The organism is Chitinophaga sp. (assembly GCF_017745275.1).
Classification (GTDB): Bacteria; Bacteroidota; Bacteroidia; order Chitinophagales; family Chitinophagaceae; genus Chitinophaga.
This window is the reverse complement of sequence record NZ_JAGHZS010000001.1, coordinates 1,288,040-1,304,710: the sequence shown is the minus strand read 5'-3', so window position 1 is coordinate 1,304,710 and position 16,671 is coordinate 1,288,040. Positions and strand designations below refer to the sequence as shown.

19 protein-coding genes are annotated in these 16,671 nt (G+C 44.9%); 12 read left to right on the top strand and 7 right to left on the bottom strand.

All coding sequences use genetic code 11. The features are described 5' to 3' along the window. Positions 1 to 127: 127 nt before the first annotated feature. Positions 128 to 607 (bottom strand): GtrA family protein, encoded by a 480-nt coding sequence (locus J7623_RS05270; protein WP_291918024.1) that lies wholly within the window; start codon positions 605 to 607, stop codon positions 128 to 130. A 76-nt stretch (positions 608 to 683) separates the two neighbouring features. Continuing rightward, positions 684 to 2,174, bottom strand: a complete 1,491-nt coding sequence (gene accC, locus J7623_RS05265; protein ID WP_291918021.1) for an acetyl-CoA carboxylase biotin carboxylase subunit — start codon at positions 2,172 to 2,174, stop codon at positions 684 to 686. Between the two features lie 159 nt (positions 2,175 to 2,333). On the opposite strand from accC, the gene J7623_RS05260 reads away from it, so the two are divergent. The 4 genes from J7623_RS05260 (at position 2,334) to J7623_RS05245 (ending at position 5,502) form a co-directional block, all read left to right on the top strand. Further along, the gene (locus J7623_RS05260; protein ID WP_291918019.1) at positions 2,334 to 3,002 is read left to right on the top strand and encodes a heme exporter protein CcmB; all 669 of its coding nucleotides are present in this window, start codon (positions 2,334 to 2,336) and stop codon (positions 3,000 to 3,002) included. 144 nt (positions 3,003 to 3,146) lie between these two features. Continuing rightward, positions 3,147 to 3,809 carry a cytochrome c biogenesis protein CcsA gene (gene ccsA / locus J7623_RS05255; RefSeq protein WP_291918015.1) on the top strand — a complete coding sequence of 221 codons (663 nt, stop codon included), beginning with the start codon at positions 3,147 to 3,149 and terminating at the stop codon, positions 3,807 to 3,809. Beyond that, positions 3,806 to 4,045 carry a CcmD family protein gene (locus J7623_RS05250; RefSeq protein ID WP_291918013.1) on the top strand — a complete coding sequence of 80 codons (240 nt, stop codon included), beginning with the start codon at positions 3,806 to 3,808 and terminating at the stop codon, positions 4,043 to 4,045. The genes ccsA and J7623_RS05250 overlap by 4 nt, the downstream gene beginning before the upstream one ends. Before the next feature lie 38 nt (positions 4,046 to 4,083). Continuing rightward, entirely contained in the window at positions 4,084 to 5,502 is a 1,419-nt protein-coding gene (locus tag J7623_RS05245; RefSeq protein ID WP_291918010.1) for a Glu/Leu/Phe/Val dehydrogenase, read from the top strand. 125 nt (positions 5,503 to 5,627) lie between these two features. Here J7623_RS05245 and J7623_RS05240 read toward each other — a convergent pair whose 3' ends face one another. After that, entirely contained in the window at positions 5,628 to 6,071 is a 444-nt protein-coding gene (locus J7623_RS05240; RefSeq protein WP_291918007.1) for a type I restriction enzyme HsdR N-terminal domain-containing protein, read from the bottom strand. 94 nt (positions 6,072 to 6,165) lie between these two features. Here J7623_RS05240 and J7623_RS05235 point away from each other — a divergent pair, with 94 nt between their 5' ends. The 4 genes from J7623_RS05235 (at position 6,166) to J7623_RS05220 (ending at position 10,667) form a co-directional block, all read left to right on the top strand. Further along, entirely contained in the window at positions 6,166 to 6,936 is a 771-nt protein-coding gene (locus J7623_RS05235; RefSeq protein WP_291918004.1) for an AMP nucleosidase, read from the top strand. Between the two features lie 20 nt (positions 6,937 to 6,956). Continuing rightward, positions 6,957 to 8,705 carry an ABC transporter ATP-binding protein gene (locus J7623_RS05230; protein ID WP_291918003.1) on the top strand — a complete coding sequence of 583 codons (1,749 nt, stop codon included), beginning with the start codon at positions 6,957 to 6,959 and terminating at the stop codon, positions 8,703 to 8,705. 99 nt (positions 8,706 to 8,804) lie between these two features. Continuing rightward, the gene (gene queA / locus J7623_RS05225; RefSeq protein ID WP_291917999.1) at positions 8,805 to 9,854 is read left to right on the top strand and encodes a tRNA preQ1(34) S-adenosylmethionine ribosyltransferase-isomerase QueA; all 1,050 of its coding nucleotides are present in this window, start codon (positions 8,805 to 8,807) and stop codon (positions 9,852 to 9,854) included. A gap of 126 nt (positions 9,855 to 9,980) precedes the next feature. After that, positions 9,981 to 10,667 (top strand): 2-C-methyl-D-erythritol 4-phosphate cytidylyltransferase, encoded by a 687-nt coding sequence (locus J7623_RS05220; RefSeq protein WP_291917996.1) that lies wholly within the window; start codon positions 9,981 to 9,983, stop codon positions 10,665 to 10,667. A 12-nt stretch (positions 10,668 to 10,679) separates the two neighbouring features. Here the strand turns inward: J7623_RS05220 and J7623_RS05215 are convergent, their stop codons facing one another. The 3 genes from J7623_RS05215 to radC are packed head-to-tail and all read right to left on the bottom strand — an operon-like array spanning position 10,680 to position 12,802. Beyond that, on the bottom strand, positions 10,680 to 11,006 hold the full coding sequence (locus J7623_RS05215) for a lipoprotein (protein ID WP_291917994.1): 327 nt from the start codon (positions 11,004 to 11,006) through the stop codon (positions 10,680 to 10,682). Positions 11,007 to 11,062: 56 nt separating this feature from the next. Beyond that, positions 11,063 to 12,049: a Gfo/Idh/MocA family oxidoreductase gene (locus J7623_RS05210; protein WP_291917991.1), complete on the bottom strand. Its 987-nt coding sequence runs from the start codon at positions 12,047 to 12,049 to the stop codon at positions 11,063 to 11,065. Positions 12,050 to 12,094: 45 nt separating this feature from the next. Continuing rightward, positions 12,095 to 12,802 (bottom strand): DNA repair protein RadC, encoded by a 708-nt coding sequence (gene radC, locus J7623_RS05205; protein ID WP_291917989.1) that lies wholly within the window; start codon positions 12,800 to 12,802, stop codon positions 12,095 to 12,097. Positions 12,803 to 13,079: 277 nt separating this feature from the next. Between radC and J7623_RS05200 the strand changes: the two genes are divergently transcribed. From J7623_RS05200 to J7623_RS05185, 4 genes are all read left to right on the top strand, one after another. Then, on the top strand, positions 13,080 to 14,048 hold the full coding sequence (locus J7623_RS05200; RefSeq protein WP_291917987.1) for a ribose-phosphate pyrophosphokinase: 969 nt from the start codon (positions 13,080 to 13,082) through the stop codon (positions 14,046 to 14,048). Between the two features lie 37 nt (positions 14,049 to 14,085). Then, positions 14,086 to 14,676, top strand: a complete 591-nt coding sequence (locus J7623_RS05195) for a 50S ribosomal protein L25 (RefSeq protein WP_291917984.1) — start codon at positions 14,086 to 14,088, stop codon at positions 14,674 to 14,676. Positions 14,677 to 14,840: 164 nt separating this feature from the next. Continuing rightward, a complete protein-coding gene (pth, locus tag J7623_RS05190; protein ID WP_291917981.1) occupies positions 14,841 to 15,416 on the top strand; it encodes an aminoacyl-tRNA hydrolase in 576 nt (191 codons plus the stop codon). Positions 15,417 to 15,466: 50 nt separating this feature from the next. Continuing rightward, the gene (locus tag J7623_RS05185; RefSeq protein ID WP_291917978.1) at positions 15,467 to 16,078 is read left to right on the top strand and encodes a fumarylacetoacetate hydrolase family protein; all 612 of its coding nucleotides are present in this window, start codon (positions 15,467 to 15,469) and stop codon (positions 16,076 to 16,078) included. A 148-nt stretch (positions 16,079 to 16,226) separates the two neighbouring features. Here J7623_RS05185 and J7623_RS05180 read toward each other — a convergent pair whose 3' ends face one another. Further along, entirely contained in the window at positions 16,227 to 16,664 is a 438-nt protein-coding gene (locus tag J7623_RS05180; protein ID WP_291917976.1) for a MarR family winged helix-turn-helix transcriptional regulator, read from the bottom strand. Positions 16,665 to 16,671: the final 7 nt, after the last annotated feature.

Sequence of the window (16,671 nt, the reverse complement as noted above, 5' to 3'; positions counted from 1 at the left end):
GAAAGCATAAAGCTATTGAGGCGAATGGTCAAAGCGAACAATAATCGCTAAGGTCATTCGCCTCAATAGCTTTATGCTTTGTGCTTTCAGCTTTATGCTTTATGCTTTGTTTACGGTGCTTTAGCACCTATGCTTTCCGCACCTTAAATGTAAATTTCTTCTGTGTAAGATAGCTGAAGATCACTACCAGGGCGGTGGTACATATTTTTCCTATGGTAGGATAGAAATGCAACTGATCCACAAACAGCTTCATCAGCACATAGTTCAGTACAATACATATGCCCACCAGTACGAAATAGCGGAACAACTGTACCCGTCCGCGGAGGTTAGAATCTGAAAACACCACGTATTTGCTCAACAGGAAGCCCGTAGGAAATGTAACCGCCATAGACATAAACAGGGCGGCGATGTGCGCACTCATATTGAAAAACACCAAATGCACCATCTGCTGGTGTAAAACAAAATTGTAACAAACAAAATACAGGAAGATGTCCAGTGCGGTATTTCCCCCACCACAGGCCAGATAACGGAAGGTTTGCCAGGGCAATACCTTTGAAAAGGGCTGGTAGAAGAATTCCAGGATTTGTAGAATGATGTTACGTAGCATATTAAAAATTGGCGCAAAGTTATACGTTTTCCGGTTTTTCGGAAATACTTTAACGAAAGTTAACAACTGTTACAGCTTATCTTAACATATTTCTTTTTTTCCATCCGGAAGCCGACGTGGTATTGCTGATAGCTGCCTGTTGTAAATTTATATTGTTTTGCTGCCACACATACGCAGCCAGTATAGCCGCTAATTTATTTAATTCGGCAGATTCCGTTTGTAACACCTGTGGTGTGAAGTATTTGCCAATAAAATTGGTATCAAAATTTCCTTCAATAAATGCAGGCTGTTGTAATGCCCAGTATCCAAAGGGCAGGGTTGTTTTAATCCCTTTGACCTGGTATTCTGCAATGGCCCGCATCAGGCGAAGGCGGGCTTCTTCGCGGGTACTGCCCCAGGCAATGAGCTTTGCTATCATCGGATCATAGTAGATAGGGATGTCCATGCCCTGCTCATAACCGTCGTCTACGCGTACACCATAGCCTTGCGGACGGATATACGTTTCCAGCCGGCCGGTATCCGGGAGGAAGTTATTGGCAGGATCTTCTGCGCAAATACGTAATTCTATGGCGTGCCCATTGATTTTGAGATCCTCCTGGGTAAAGGAGAGTTGCTCGCCTCTGGCTATTTTGATTTGTTCTTTAACCAGGTCCAGCCCGGTGATCAGCTCTGTTACAGGGTGCTCCACCTGTAAGCGGGTATTCATTTCCAGGAAGTAGAAATTCAATTGTTCATCTACCAGGAATTCTACTGTACCAGCGCCATAATAGTTACAGGCTTTGGCCACATCTACAGCACATTGGCCCATGGCGGCGCGGATGGCAGGTGTAAGGCAGGAAGAAGGTGCTTCTTCTATCAGCTTCTGGTGACGGCGCTGTATGGAGCACTCTCTTTCAAATAAATATACACAGTGGCCATGGCGATCGCCCAGGATCTGTATTTCTATATGTCGTGGGGAACCCACATATTTTTCGATAAATACGGCATCGTCGCCAAAAGCGCTCAGGGCTTCACTTTTCGCCATCCTGATCTGCTCGTCGAGTTCTTCCGGGGAATTCACCACGCGCATCCCTTTACCACCACCACCGGCAGAGGCTTTAATGAGAATAGGGAAACCTGTTTTCTTCACTACTTCCCTGGCTTCTTCTACGCTACGTAACGGTGTTTCTGTACCGGGAACCATGGGCACGCCAAACTTTTGGGCCGCCTGCTTGGCGGCCAGCTTGCTCCCCATCACTTCAATTGACGCGGCCGACGGACCAATAAAGGTAATACCAGCATCAGTCACCTGTTGGGCAAAGCGGGCATTTTCACTTAAGAAGCCATAACCCGGATGTATGCCATCCGCGCCTTTTTCTTTCGCCACGGCAATGATTTTTTCACCCAGCAAATAGGATTGATTGGAAGGTGCAGGACCTATACAAACCGCTTCATCCGCATATTGTACAAATGGCATGGTACGATCCGCTTCGGAGTATACCGCTACCGTTTTAATGCCCATTTCCCTTGCTGAACGCATAATGCGTAAAGCTATTTCTCCCCGATTGGCAACCAGAATTTTATTCATCGCTACTTTTTATGGAGGGGCTAATATAGTTCTTTAGAAGCATAAAGCTGAAGGCGAAAAGCAAAAAGCTATGGAAGCGGATGACCGAAGCGGATTTGCTTTTCGCTTCCATGGCTTTTTGCTTTTCGCTTTCTGCTTTATGCTATCTTTGCGGCGATCATGAAACAAAACAGCCCAATCCACCAGACATTTACCCTTGTAAAAAAGGATCTTAAGCTGGAATTACGCCAGCAGTATGCTTTTTATGGGGTATTACTCTATATTGTTTCCACTGTGTTCGTTATCAACCTGATGATGGGCCGGCCGGAGGATAAGGTGTGGAATGCCCTTTTTTGGGTAATACAGTTGTTTGTAGCGGTAAACGCCGTGGCTAAAAGCTTCATGCAGGAAAGCAGGGGCCGCCTGTTGTATTTCTATTCATTGGTTAATCCCCGGGTATTTATTGCGGCTAAGTTGATTTACAATGTGATATTGATGACCCTGATGAGCCTTATTGCGCTGGTATGCAGTATTGCTTTCCTGGGAAATCCCATCATTAACCCTTTTTATTTCATCGGAATGGTACTGCTGGGAGGGGTGAGCTTATCCCTGCTGTTTACCATGCTGGCGGCGATTGCGGCTCAGGCCAACCACAATGCCGCCCTGATGGCGGTGATGGGGTTTCCGCTGATTATGCCGGTGCTGATGTTGCTGGCTAATATTTCCTTGTCGGCCTTTGTGACTGTATTCCAGCCAGAGCTGCCCAAAATGTTCCTGTTGCTGGGAGGAATGGATATCCTCGTAATAGCCCTGACAATGATCCTTTTCCCGTTTCTGTGGAAAGACTGATATTAGAAATATCAAAGAAAAACGCTACTTCTGTAAACGATATTTAACAGGGATTTACTGCCGTTTGATAAACTTAAAATCCCTGAAAAGCTTTGCGGTTAGGTTTAAAACCTGTAGGTTTGCCCCCGAATATAGCTGTTAAAAATGGCCAGACATTGGTGGAAAGCATTAGCGATACTGCTTCTTATATATGTAATTATCGCCGGGTTCACTGTTAAAATACCTATAATAGGAACCAATGGACAATCATCCCGCGGATTGTTCTTTCACGTACCGATGTGGATATGTATGTATACCATGTTCACTATCTCGATTGTCAACTCCCTGCTTTACCTGTCAAAATATGATCTGAAGAAAGATGTGATCGCTTCCAGCGCAGCCGGAGTAGGTACCTTCTTTGGCGTATTGGGTTTTGCTACCGGTACACTTTGGGCTACTTATACCTGGGGAGGTACACTGACGGATGATCCGAAACAAATGTGTACGGCTATTGCTATATTGATTTATATGGCTTACCTGGTATTGCGGATGTCTATCCATGACCTCGACAAACGGGCACGCATATCCGCAGTTTTCAACGTTTTTGCATTTGCCTTATTAATACCACTGACCTATATCATTCCCCGCATGGTGGACTCCTTACATCCCGGAAGCGCTTCCACACCAGGCTTCGCCTCTAAAGATACAGACGGGACCATGAAAACAGTATTGTATCCGGCGTTTATTGGCTGGACTTTACTAAGTGTGTGGATATTTACACTGGTCGTACGTTATAAGAAATTACAGCTTAAAAATATTTTTAAATGATCAACAAAGCGTTTTCATTTTGCCTGAGCCTGGCCTTGCTGTTAATATCAGTATTGGCAAATGCCCAGCAGCAGAATACAGAGAAAGGACCTGTTAACGAATTCTTTCGCAGCAATGATAAGATATATGTGATAGTAGGCGTTTTAGTGATCATTTTTATAGGAATCGTGTTATTTATGATCAGACTGGACCGGAAGATCGGCAAGCTCGAAGAAAGAGAAAAGAATAACCCATAATTGCTTAAAATCTAATCGTTATACCAAAACAATAATTTATGTCGCAAGATCAGCATTATAGCTTTTTCCAAAGCGTGGAAAGAAGCTTCGACAAAGCAGCTGCGTTCACCAAATGGGACAAAGGTATCCTGGAGCAGATCAAAGCCTGCAACGCCGTTTACCAGATTAAATTCCCGGTGAGAATAGGCGATTCTGTACAGGTAATTGAAGCTTACCGTGTACAACATTCCCATCATAAACTCCCTTGTAAGGGTGGTATCCGCTTCAGTGATGAAGTAAACCAGGACGAAGTAATGGCACTGGCATCCCTGATGACCTACAAATGTGCTATTGTGAATGTACCGTTTGGTGGTGCTAAAGGTGGTTTGAAAATCAATCCCCGCAATTATACTCCCTTCCAGCTGGAAGCGATTACCCGTCGTTACACAGCTGAACTGGTAAAGAAAAACTTTATCGGTCCCGGTACAGATGTTCCGGCTCCTGACTATGGAACAGGTGAAAGAGAGATGAGCTGGATCCTGGATACATACATGAGCTTACGTCCGGGTGAAATTGACGGTTATGGCTGTGTTACCGGTAAACCCGTATCACAGGGCGGTGTACGTGGTCGTACAGAAGCTACCGGTTTAGGTGTTTTCTACGGTTTACGTGAACTGTGCAATATCAAGGAAGATATGGACCGCCTGGGCCTGACTACCAGTATTGAAGGTAAAAGAGTAATTGTACAGGGTATGGGTAACGTGGGCTACCACGCTGCTAAATACTTCCACGAAGCAGGCGCCAAAGTAATCTGCCTGATCGAGTGGGATGGTGCCATCTTCAACGAACAGGGCCTGAATCCTGACGAAGTGCTGATGCACAAAAAAGCTACCGGCTCTATCGTCAACTTCGCTGGTGCTACTAACCTGAATAAAAATACAGACGGTCTGGAACTGGATTGCGAAATCCTGATCCCTGCGGCCCTGGAAAATGTAATTGATAAACATAACGCGCCTAACGTTAAGGCTAAAATTATCGGGGAAGCGGCTAATGGTCCGTTAACTCCGGAAGCAGATGAAATCCTGAATAAGAAAGGTGTGATCGTTGTTCCGGACATGTTCCTGAATGCCGGCGGTGTAACCGTTTCTTACTTTGAGTGGTTGAAAAACCTGAGCCACGTGCGTTATGGCCGTTTAGGAAAACGCTTTGATGAGAATATGAATATTCATATCCTGCAAACCATCGAAGATCTGACCGGTAAAAAAGTATCTGAGAAAGAAAGAAAATTCATTGCACACGGTGCGGATGAAGTGGACCTGGTATATTCCGGACTGGAAGAAACCATGCACGCTGCACTCCATGAAGTACGTGACGTGATGATGGCAAATCCGCAGATTCATGATATGCGTACTGCTGCTTATGTAGTAGCTATCAACAAGGTAGGTGCTGCTTACGAGCAACTGGGTATTTTCCCTTGATGATAAGCGGAAAGCTGAAAGCATAAAGCAAAAAGCTATTATAGCGAATGATCAAAGCGTATTTACATCCGCAATGGTTATTCGCTATAATAGCTTTTTGCTTTATGCTTTCAGCTTTCTGCTCTTTAAACAAATGCCGGCAAGGCATGCAAAAACCGCCACTTGCCTTTGGTAGCGATATAATTGCCGCAAAAAGTATGGGTACCATTGGTGATCACCAGGAAAGTAGCCGGTATCACCATATTGTAGCGAATCACCTGCTGCATGGTTTGCTCTGTAAGCGGTACGTTCATTTCTTTACATTCCACCAGCATCCAGGGTTGCATCGCACGATTGTAGATCACGATATCATACCGCTTCTTCATCTCTCCTAAAAAAATTTCTCTTTCAATACCTATCAGTGAAGCAGGGTATTGCAGTACCTGTACCAGGTAGTTGAGAAAGTTTTGCCGCACCCATTCTTCCGGGGTTAATACCACATACTTTTTCCGATGGCGGTCAAAGATCATTTCTTTGTTGCCTTCTCTCACAATTTTAAAATCCGGCGGTGGAAAGCTGATAGCGATCAAGATGCGACGATGTTTAATACACCCGCGAAGATAGTCACATTAGGATAATATTGCCGTTAGCGAACAAAACCTTATATTTGCTTGTCAAAAGGCTATGAAGACAAAAGAAGAAATTGTAGCTAATTGGCTGCCTCGCTACACGGGTGAGAAACTGGACCGCTTCGGGTCCCACATCCTCCTCACCAATTTCAGTAACTATGTGACTATGTTTGCCGAATGGAACAACGTTGAAATCGTTGGCGCCGGTAAACCTATGCAATGCGCTACTGCAGGAGATATTACCATCATTAACTTCGGGATGGGAAGTCCCGGCGCGGCTACCGTGATGGACCTCTTATCTGCCATCTCTCCCAAAGCAGTATTATTCCTCGGAAAATGCGGCGGGTTGAAAAAGAAAAATAACATCGGCGACCTGATACTGCCTATCGCAGCCATTCGGGGGGAAGGTACCAGCAACGACTATTTCCCGCCGGAAGTACCTGCACTGCCCGCATTTGCCCTGCAGAAGGCTATTTCCACCACTATCCGTGACTCCGGTTACGATTATTGGACAGGTACCTGCTATACCACTAACCGCCGCGTATGGGAACATGATGCAGAATTTAAGCAATACCTGGAAAAAATCAGGGCGATGGCGGTGGATATGGAAACCGCCACTATTTTCTCAGTAGGCTTCTATAATAAAATTCCTACCGGCGCTTTATTGCTCGTATCTGACCAACCCATGGTGCCGGAAGGCGTGAAAACGGAAGAAAGCGACAAAAAGGTAACCACCAAATATGTGGAACGTCACCTGAAAGTGGGGATCGACTCTTTGCAGAAGCTGATCGATAGTCACCAAACCGTGAAGCACCTGCGTTTTTAGAATTGTTGTATCTTCCCGCTATGCTTTCCACGCGGGTAGAGATACAGGACCTGGCCGTTACTTTTCGGTCAGGCCCCACAACAACAACAGCTGTTAATCAGATTTCCCTTTCCATTGGTAAAGGAGAAATCGTGGGCGTAGTAGGAGAATCCGGTTCCGGTAAATCCGTAACCGCACTTTCGCTCATGCGACTGATAGAATTGCCAGGCGTCATCTCCGGAGGAAAAATCCTGTACCAGGCAACAGGGGAAGTAGCAGTAGACCTGCTACAACTGCCTGCTGCAGACATGCGCAGCTACCGGGGCAATGAAATTGCCATGATATTCCAGGAGCCAATGACGGCCCTTAACCCGCTACATACCTGCGGCGACCAGGTGGCGGAAGCCATTCGCCTGCACAACCATCCCACCCGTGCCGCTACCCGTGAACAGGTGATAGCCCTTTTCGAAAAAGTTAAACTACCGGATCCTGCCGGCATCATGAATCGTTATCCGCATGAGTTGTCCGGTGGACAAAAACAACGGGTCATGATTGCGATGGCTATTTCCTGTCACCCCCGCCTGCTGATAGCTGATGAACCTACTACCGCCCTGGATGTAACGGTGCAGAAGGCAATCCTGGAATTACTCCGGGAGCTACAGCAACAAATGGATATGAGCGTGATCTTCATTACGCACGACCTGGGTGTAGTGGCTGAAATTGCCAGCAGGGTAGTGGTGATGTATAAAGGAAATATTGTAGAAACGGGAGATGTGAAAGCGGTGTTTCAGCATCCTCAACACCCTTATACCAAAGGACTCCTGGCTTGCAGGCCTCCATTGGATAAGCGTTTGGTGCGGCTTCCGGTGATTCGTGACTTCATGGAAACAGACTCACAGGGACAGATATACGAAAAAGCCGGCGCTATACAGGAATTAGTACGTTCCCTGGTGATTCCTCCTGCAGTATTGCAACAACGGGAGCAACAACTGGCGGCGGCCCCGCCATTGTTGCAGGTAACCGGACTTAAAACCTGGTTCCCGGTGAAGAAAAGCATTACCGGCAAGGTGTTGCAATGGTCAAAGGCGGTAGATGATGTGAGCTTTGAAGTGAAAACCGGTGAAACCCTGGGACTGGTGGGAGAATCAGGCTGTGGTAAAACTACTTTGGGCAGGTCTTTGCTCAGATTAATTCCTCCCACTGCCGGACAAATTATTTATAAAGGACAGGACATCGGCAGCTTGTCGCCGGGAGAAATGCGGGCATTGCGCAAGGATATGCAATTGATTTTCCAGGACCCATATGCTTCGCTGAATCCGCGTCAAACTATTGGTACAGCTATCCTGGAGCCCATGCAGGTACATGGCTTGTATGGAAATGAACGTACCCGGAAGGAAAGAGTAGTAGCCTTACTGGAGAAGGTGAACTTGCCGGCGGATTATTATCAGCGTTATCCACACGAGTTTTCAGGTGGGCAACGGCAGCGGATTGTGATTGCCCGGGCATTGGCAGTAGAGCCATCCTTTATTATCTGTGATGAATCGGTAGCAGCGCTGGACGTGAGTATACAGGCGCAGGTGCTGAATTTGCTGATCCGTTTACGGGAGGAGCTGGGCTTCACTTGTATTTTTATTTCCCATGATTTGTCGGTGGTACGGTTTATCAGCGACCGGATGATGGTGATGCAGCGGGGGAAAATAGTAGAAATGGGGGCGGCAGATGCGGTTTATAATCATCCGCAGGATCCTTATACGCGACAACTGATTGCGGCTATTCCGAAAGGAATGTAATGTATAATTACCTGATTAATATGTGTTTTATATCATTTTTTGATGATGTTGATATTAATCGGTAGCTTTGCACCTCTAAAAATTCATTCATACCGTAATATGAAACTATCACAGTTCAAATTCGATCTTCCTTTAAATCTGATCGCCCAGCACCCAAGCAAGACAAGAGATGAATCACGTTTAATGGTGGTACATCGTAATACCGGCAAAATTGAGCACAAAGTATTCAAAGACATCCTCGGTTATTTCAACGACAAGGACGTAATGATTGTGAACAATACGAAGGTATTCCCTGCGAGATTGTATGGTCGTAAAGAAAAGACAGGAGCAAAAATTGAGGTATTCCTGCTGCGTGAGCTGAACAAGCAAAACCGCCTGTGGGATGTAATTGTTGACCCGGCCCGTAAAATTCGTGTAGGCAACAAATTGTATTTTGGCGATGACGAAACGTTGGTGGCAGAAGTAATTGATAACACTACTTCCAGAGGCCGTACTATTCGTTTTTTATTTGAGGGTAATGATGATGAGTTCAAACAGGTGTTAGATCAGCTGGGTGAAACGCCGTTGCCTAAGTATATTAAACGTAAGCCGGAAGATGAAGATAAAGAGCGTTATCAAACGGTGTATGCCAAATACGAAGGCGCTGTAGCTGCACCTACTGCCGGTTTGCACTTCAGCCGCGAGTTGATCAAGCGTTTGGAAATCAAAGGTGTTAAGTTTGCAGAAGTAACGCTGCACACTGGTTTAGGTACTTTCCGTCCTATCGAGGTAGAAGACCTGAGCAAGCACAAAATGGATGCGGAGTATTTCCACATTGAAGATCATGCTGTGAAAGTGGTGAACAAAGCGAAGGAAGAGAACCGCAAAATCTGCGCGATCGGTACTACCTCTGTTCGTGCGGTGGAATCTTCTGTGACTGCGCAAAACCACCTGAAGGCTGCTGAAGGATGGACAAACACGTTCATTCATCCGCCTTACGAATTTGCTATTCCAAATGCAATGGTAACTAACTTCCACCTGCCTAAGACCAGCTTACTGATCATGACCTGCGCTTTTGCAGGATATGACCTGGTAATGGAAGCTTATCAACAGGCGATTAAGGAAAAATACCGTTTCTTCAGCTATGGCGATGCCATGTTGATCGTTTAAAAAAATTACGAATTTCAAATTACGAATTACGGATTTGTTGGTAGACAGTAAACGCGAATACAATCTTCGCTGCTATCTACTCACAAATCCGTAATTCGTAATTTGAAATTCGTAATTCCTTCTTATATGGAATATAAAAAAGTAGCCATCATTGTTGCCGGAGGCTCCGGTACCCGGATGCAGAGCGCTGTCCCAAAACAGTTTCTGAACCTGTCAGGAAAACCTGTACTATACCACACTATTGCTGCTTTCGCCACTGCTTTTCCGGATATGGAAATTGTATTGGTACTACCGGAAGCCCATTTCACTTTTGCCAACGATATATTATCCGCCTTTGAACACCGGCCAGCTGTTACTCTTGTAAAGGGAGGCGAAACCCGTTTCCATTCTGTAAAAAACGGCTTGCAGCAAGTCACCACACCATCGGTGGTGTTTGTGCATGACGGCGTTCGCCCGTTGGTGTCTCCTACGTTGATCCGTCACTGTTATGACACTGCTATCAGCCATGGTAGCGCTATTCCGGTAGTGGATATGAAAGATAGTATCCGGGAAATAGCAGGCAGCAATAATGCCGCTGTGGACCGTGATCGTTTTAAAATCATTCAAACCCCTCAAACCTTTCTCTCGGAATTAATTCTGCCTGCTTTTGAACTGCCTTATGATCCGTTGTTTACGGATGAAGCCACGGTAGTGGAGCGACTGGGACATCCTGTGTACCTGGTGGCAGGAGAGGAGTCTAATATTAAAATTACCAAACCACTGGATCTCACGATTGCGGAAGCGTTGTTGAAAGACAGGCAGGCCATTGCGTAAGATTATTTTGACTTAGCGACTTCTGAAGCCTGCTGCCGTTGCTTTTGTGGTGTCAGCATACAGAATATGGGCACTAATCAAACGGTTGGTGAAGGTGTCGCATTTTGTAACATTGGCTGCACCCTGGAATATTTCTCCCTGGATGGTAACGTATTCAAATTTGATATTTTGTTTGGTGAGCCAGGCAGCTACGGTGTCACTTTTGGTGGTTAATGCTTTGCCCCATGGGTCGTTACAAAGTGTTTCTTTGTACCACATATAGGCGGATACAGTAGGTGGATCTTTAAAGCAGGAAGATAAAACCAGGGCCGCCGTCAGCACAAAGAATATACGTTTCATAATTATTGGTTGAGCTATGAAAACGGGCAGACGGCGGCTTTTGTTACAATCACTAATTATTTGGCGGCGGCTGTTTCAGACAGTCCTTTATTTATTTTCGCTAAAATCTGGTGGGCAACATCCATTGCCTGCAGCCCATCGATCGCATTTACGGCTACTGGTTTATTTTGCAGGATGCTGTCGCGGAACATTTCCAGTTCCATGCGGATAGCGTTGGACTGTTTAATTTCCGGGTTATCGATCGCAATGGTTTTTTTGCCATTGTTGGTTTCGATATCCAGGGTAAACAGGCCTTCATCTTCCGGTGTTTTGAGTTTGATGATCTCTGCTTTTTTATCGAGGAAGTCAATGCCGATATAAGCGTCTTTCTGGAAGAGGCGCATTTTGCGCATTTTCTTCAGCGAGATGCGGCTGGAGGTAAGATTAGCTACGCAACCATTATGGAATTCGATGCGTACGTTGGCGATATCCGGTGTGTCGCTCATTACGGCTACGCCGCTGGCAGAAATACGGCTCACGGTAGATTTCACGATGCTCAGGATGATGTCGATATCATGGATCATCAGATCAAGGATGACACTTACATCGGTGCCGCGTGGATTGAATTCAGCCAGGCGATGTACTTCAATAAACATGGGTTTAAGATCGTACCCTTTGAGTGCCAGGAAGGCGGGGTTGAATCTTTCCACATGGCCCACCTGGAATTTGATATTGGCTTCATCCACCAGTTTTACCAGTGTTTTAGCTTCATCCATGGTGTTGGTCATGGGTTTTTCCACAAATATGTGTTTGCCGTTCCGGATGGCTTGTTCACATAATTTAAAGTGCAGGGTGGTAGGGGCCACAATATCGATGGCATCTACCAACTGTATGAGTTCTTCCGCCACGGTGAAGCGCGGAATATTATATTGCTCGGAGATACTGGCTGCATTTGCATTGTTTGGATCATAGAAGCCGATCACTTCTACGTCTTTCATAGTGGCTAGTTGAGAGAGGTGTATTTTACCTAAGTGTCCTACGCCGAAGAGTCCTATTTTGAGCATATGGAAATGAATAAATATTCGCGAAAGTAAACAAATATCATCATCTCATATCATTCCTTCTTCCACAAGGCTGCAATAGCCGGTTTCAGAAACAATGATATGGTCCATTACATCAATATCGAAGAGGCCTCCCACGTCTTTTATTTTGCGCGTAATGTGGATATCTGCCTGGCTGGGGCGGAGGCTACCGGATGGGTGGTTATGGCAGAGTAATAACTTGGTAGCGTTGGTGTCGAGGGCTTCGCGGAAAATGATGCGGGTATCTACTACGGTGCTGGTCATGCCGCCACTGCTCATACAGCGGTGTTTCAGCACTTTATTGGCGTGGTTGAGAAACATCACATGAAAAGATTCATGACATTGATCGGCGAGCAGGGGTTTAAAATACAGGGCGGCGTCTGCACCGCATCTGATAATGCTTTTCTTATGGATGGCGCCGGCTTGCCGTCTGCGGGCCAGTTCCATGGCTGCTAAAACAGTGACTGCTTTGGCGTGGCCCATTCCACGGAGCTTTTGCAGCTGTTTCACATTGATTTTTCCCAGTTCAGCGAGATTGTTATGTACCAGGCGTAGTATTTCTGTGGCTAATTCCAGGGCAGATTTGTGCTTATGGCCGGTATGCAATAGAATGGCCAGTAGCTCTGCATCGCTGAGGGTGGCAGCACCGGTATTCATTAATTTTTCTCTGGGCTTTTCATTTTCCGGCCAATGACGAATGGCCAGATGGGGGGCTGGTTCGAGGGTTACAAACATGACTTATTCCATTTACTCAAATATACTTCTCTTCCCCCGGTTTTTTCCTGCCACACCCCCATTTTTTTATTCTATATTCTTCTGATCGTTATAAAATTGTTATATTGGGTACCGATCGTTATGAGAATTTTTCGGGAGCTTTTACCTTTCCGATCCAATTGAAAGAATGCATGTTATAGTTGTTTTAAAATAACTATATGATAGTTGTTTTAAAAAAAATCAGGCTGGTACACCCAAAAATCATAGTTTTGCAACCTCTTTTCCACTAGTATCTAGTATGCAACCTTCAGTAAAAATTTTCACAGGCAACAGTAATCCGGCATTGGCCGAGAAAATTGCCAAGAAATATGGCAAGGGTCTTAATGGCGGTCTTGGCAAAGTAAAAATCCAGAAATTCAGTGATGGCGAAATTCAGCCGGTATTCCTGGAAAGTATCCGTGGCGACTATGTTTTTCTCATCCAGGGCACCAGTGCTCCATCAGATAACCTGCTGGAACTATTACTGATGATTGATGCCGCCAAACGTGCTTCCGCCGGCTACATTACCGCCGTAATTCCTTATTTCGGATATGCCCGCCAGGATAGAAAGGACAAACCCCGTGTAGCCATCGGCTCTAAACTGGTCGCTAATTTGCTGACCTCTGCAGGTGCTAACAGAGTGATAACCATGGATTTACATGCTCCGCAGATCCAGGGTTTCTTCGATATCCCGGTGGACCACCTCGATAGTTCCGCTATTTTTATTCCTTATATAGAGAATTTAAGGCTGGAAAACCTTACCTTTGCGTCCCCTGACGTAGGAAGTACTAACAGAGTACGTGAAGTAGCCTCTTACTTTAATGCGGAAATGGTGATTTGCGACAAACATCGTAAGCGTGCCAATGAAATCGCATCCATGGTAGTAATTGGAGACGTAACAAACAGGGACATTGTGCTCATTGACGATATCTGTGATACTGCAGGTACCCTTTCCAAAGCCGCTAACCTGTTAAAGGAAAAAGGCGCCAGAAGTGTACGTGCATTTTGTACGCACCCCGTATTTAGCGGAAATGCGTACGAAAATATCCAGAACTCAGTACTGCAGGAGATAGTGGTATGTGATACCATTCCTATCAAACCGCAGGGGCCCGATTCCAAGATAAAGGTGATTTCAGTAGCAGAGCTGTTTGCGGTAGCTATTCGTAACATGCACGAAAACAAGTCTATCACCAGCCTGTTTATTCACAGTCATCGCCGGGGAGAATAAGAAGTATTTTTAATCATCAATATAAATTGTCTAAACAATGAAAACAATAACCATCGAAGGACAACTCAGGAGCGAATTCGGCAAAAAAGCCACCCGCCAGATCCGTTCTGAGGAAAAAGTGCCTTGCGTTATTTACGGGGGTGCAGAAACTGTTAATTTTTCAGCTCCTGCAAAAGCATTCAAAAACCTGGTTTACACTGCTGCTTTCCAGATCGCAGAAATTAAACTGGGCGCTAAAACTTACAGATGCGTATTGAAAGATATGCAGTTTGACGTAGTTACTGACGCACTCGCTCACATCGATTTCATGGAGCTGGTAGAAGACAAACAAGTGAATGTAACTATTCCAATTAAACTGGTAGGTTCTTCTGTAGGTGTTAAAGCTGGTGGTAAACTGGTGAGCAAACTGAAAGCACTGAAAGTTAAAACTTTGCCTAAGCACCTGGTAGAAAACATCGAAGTTAACATCGAGAACCTGGAGCTGAACGGTAACATCCGCGTTGAAGACGTGAAACTGGAAGGTGTTGAAATCACTAACTCTCCACGTATTCCTATCGCTTCTGTGGTAATGACCCGTCAGCTGCGTCAGGAAGAAGCTACTGCTGAAAAAGACGCTAAAAAGAAATAATCTTTTAGAAATATTTTTCCAAAAAGCCTCTCTACTTTTAGAGGGGCTTTTTAGTTTAGAATTACGAATTACAAATTACGAATTACGGATTTTCGGGAAGATCTTCCGTAATTATCTTCTCTCAACTCCGTAATTCGTAATTTGTAATTCGTAATTTTTCTCAAATGAAATACTTAATTGCAGGATTAGGCAATATCGGAGACGAATACAAACATACCCGCCATAATATTGGGTTTGATGTAGCAGATGCATTTGCTGCCAAGCATAACGCAGTTTTCAATAATGATCGCCTGGCGGATGTAGCGGAATGTAAATGGAAAGGCAAAACCTTTATTGTGATTAAACCTACTACTTACATGAACCTCAGCGGCCGTGCGGTGAAATACTGGATGGATAAGGAGAAAATTCCTATTGAAAACCTGTTGGTGATTCTCGATGACCTGGCACTTCCAATAGAAGTGATCCGGTTGCGCCCCGGTGGCAGCGATGCCGGGCATAACGGTTTGAAAAGTATCCAGGAATCATTGGGCACCAACCAGTATCCGCGACTGCGTTTTGGCGTAGGTAACAACTATCCCAAAGGCCGTCAGGTAGATTTCGTACTCAGCAAATGGAAAAATGTGGAAGAAGCGGTAGTACAGGAGAAAATTAATAAAAGCACAGAAATTATAGAGAGTTTCGCCAGTATCGGTATTGCCCGTACTATGAATGAGTGCAATAAACTCACTTTCCAGTTGTAGTTACATCACCGATACCTGGTTGTTTTTTTATCTTTAAAAAAAAGCGCATTATGAAAATTATTTGCGTAGGCAGGAATTATGCCGACCATGCCAAAGAGTTAAAGAACGAAGTGCCTGATGAACCCGTATTGTTCATGAAGCCAAAGAATGCATTACTGCAGAATGGTCATCCTTTCTACTACCCTGAATTTACAACCAACCTTCATTATGAATGTGAGCTGGTGTTGAGAGTCAGCAAAAATGGTAAGCATATACAGGAGAAGTTTGCTGATAAATACTATGATCACATTTCTGTAGGAATCGATTTTACCGCCCGTGATCTGCAGGAAAAGCAGAAAGCCAAAGGCTTACCCTGGGAAATTGCCAAAGCTTTCGACAACTCCGCCGTGGTAGGCAATTTTATTCCCATTACCCCGGAAATGGACAAAAAAGATATCAACTTCTGTTTATACAAAAACAAAACATTGGCCCAGTCAGGTAATACCCAGGACCTCTTGTTTTCTTTCGACTACCTGGTCGCTTATATTTCCCGGTTCTTTACCCTCAATATTGGTGACCTGATCTTTACCGGTACCCCTGCCGGCGTAGGACCTACTCAAATTGGAGATGGGTTTGAAGCTTTTATAGAAGATGACAGCCTGCTGGAGTTTTCTGTGAAGTAAACTTTTCCCGTTTTTACCAACATAAGAATTGGCGAAGAAATGCAGTTTTTACCCTGCATTCTTCGCCAATTCTTTTGGTGAAATGTTGAAATATATCTTTTAAACGGAAAATTCAGTCGAAAATCAGCCTTTTTAAAGGCTTTTAGTGTTAAGAAGGAATGTTGGCGTAAATAGTATCCAGGATCCGGGTCAGCTCCGAATAATCGGCTTCTGTGAGTGTTTTCCAGCCAATTTTCCGCATATCATATACCAGCGATTTCACGTCTTTATATTTATCCACACCTTCCGGCGTTAGCTGTAAATACACCTTGCGGCGGTCCAGCGCATCGGTTTCCCTTTTTACCAGTCCTTTTTTTACCAGTAATTCTATAATGCGGGAGATGGTGGTAATATCCTTGGAAGTATTACGCGCCAGTTCGTTATGAGTAGTTTTTTTATGCTTATAGAGGTTCTCTATTAGCAGCCATTGATCCACTGTGATGTCCTTCTGTTGGGCATCGAACGTTTTTTGCCAGTAGTTGCGCAATTTTTTAAGCGTAGCATCCAACTTAAAAAAAGAGGGATTACTGACGAAAGTATCAGTCATATTAATT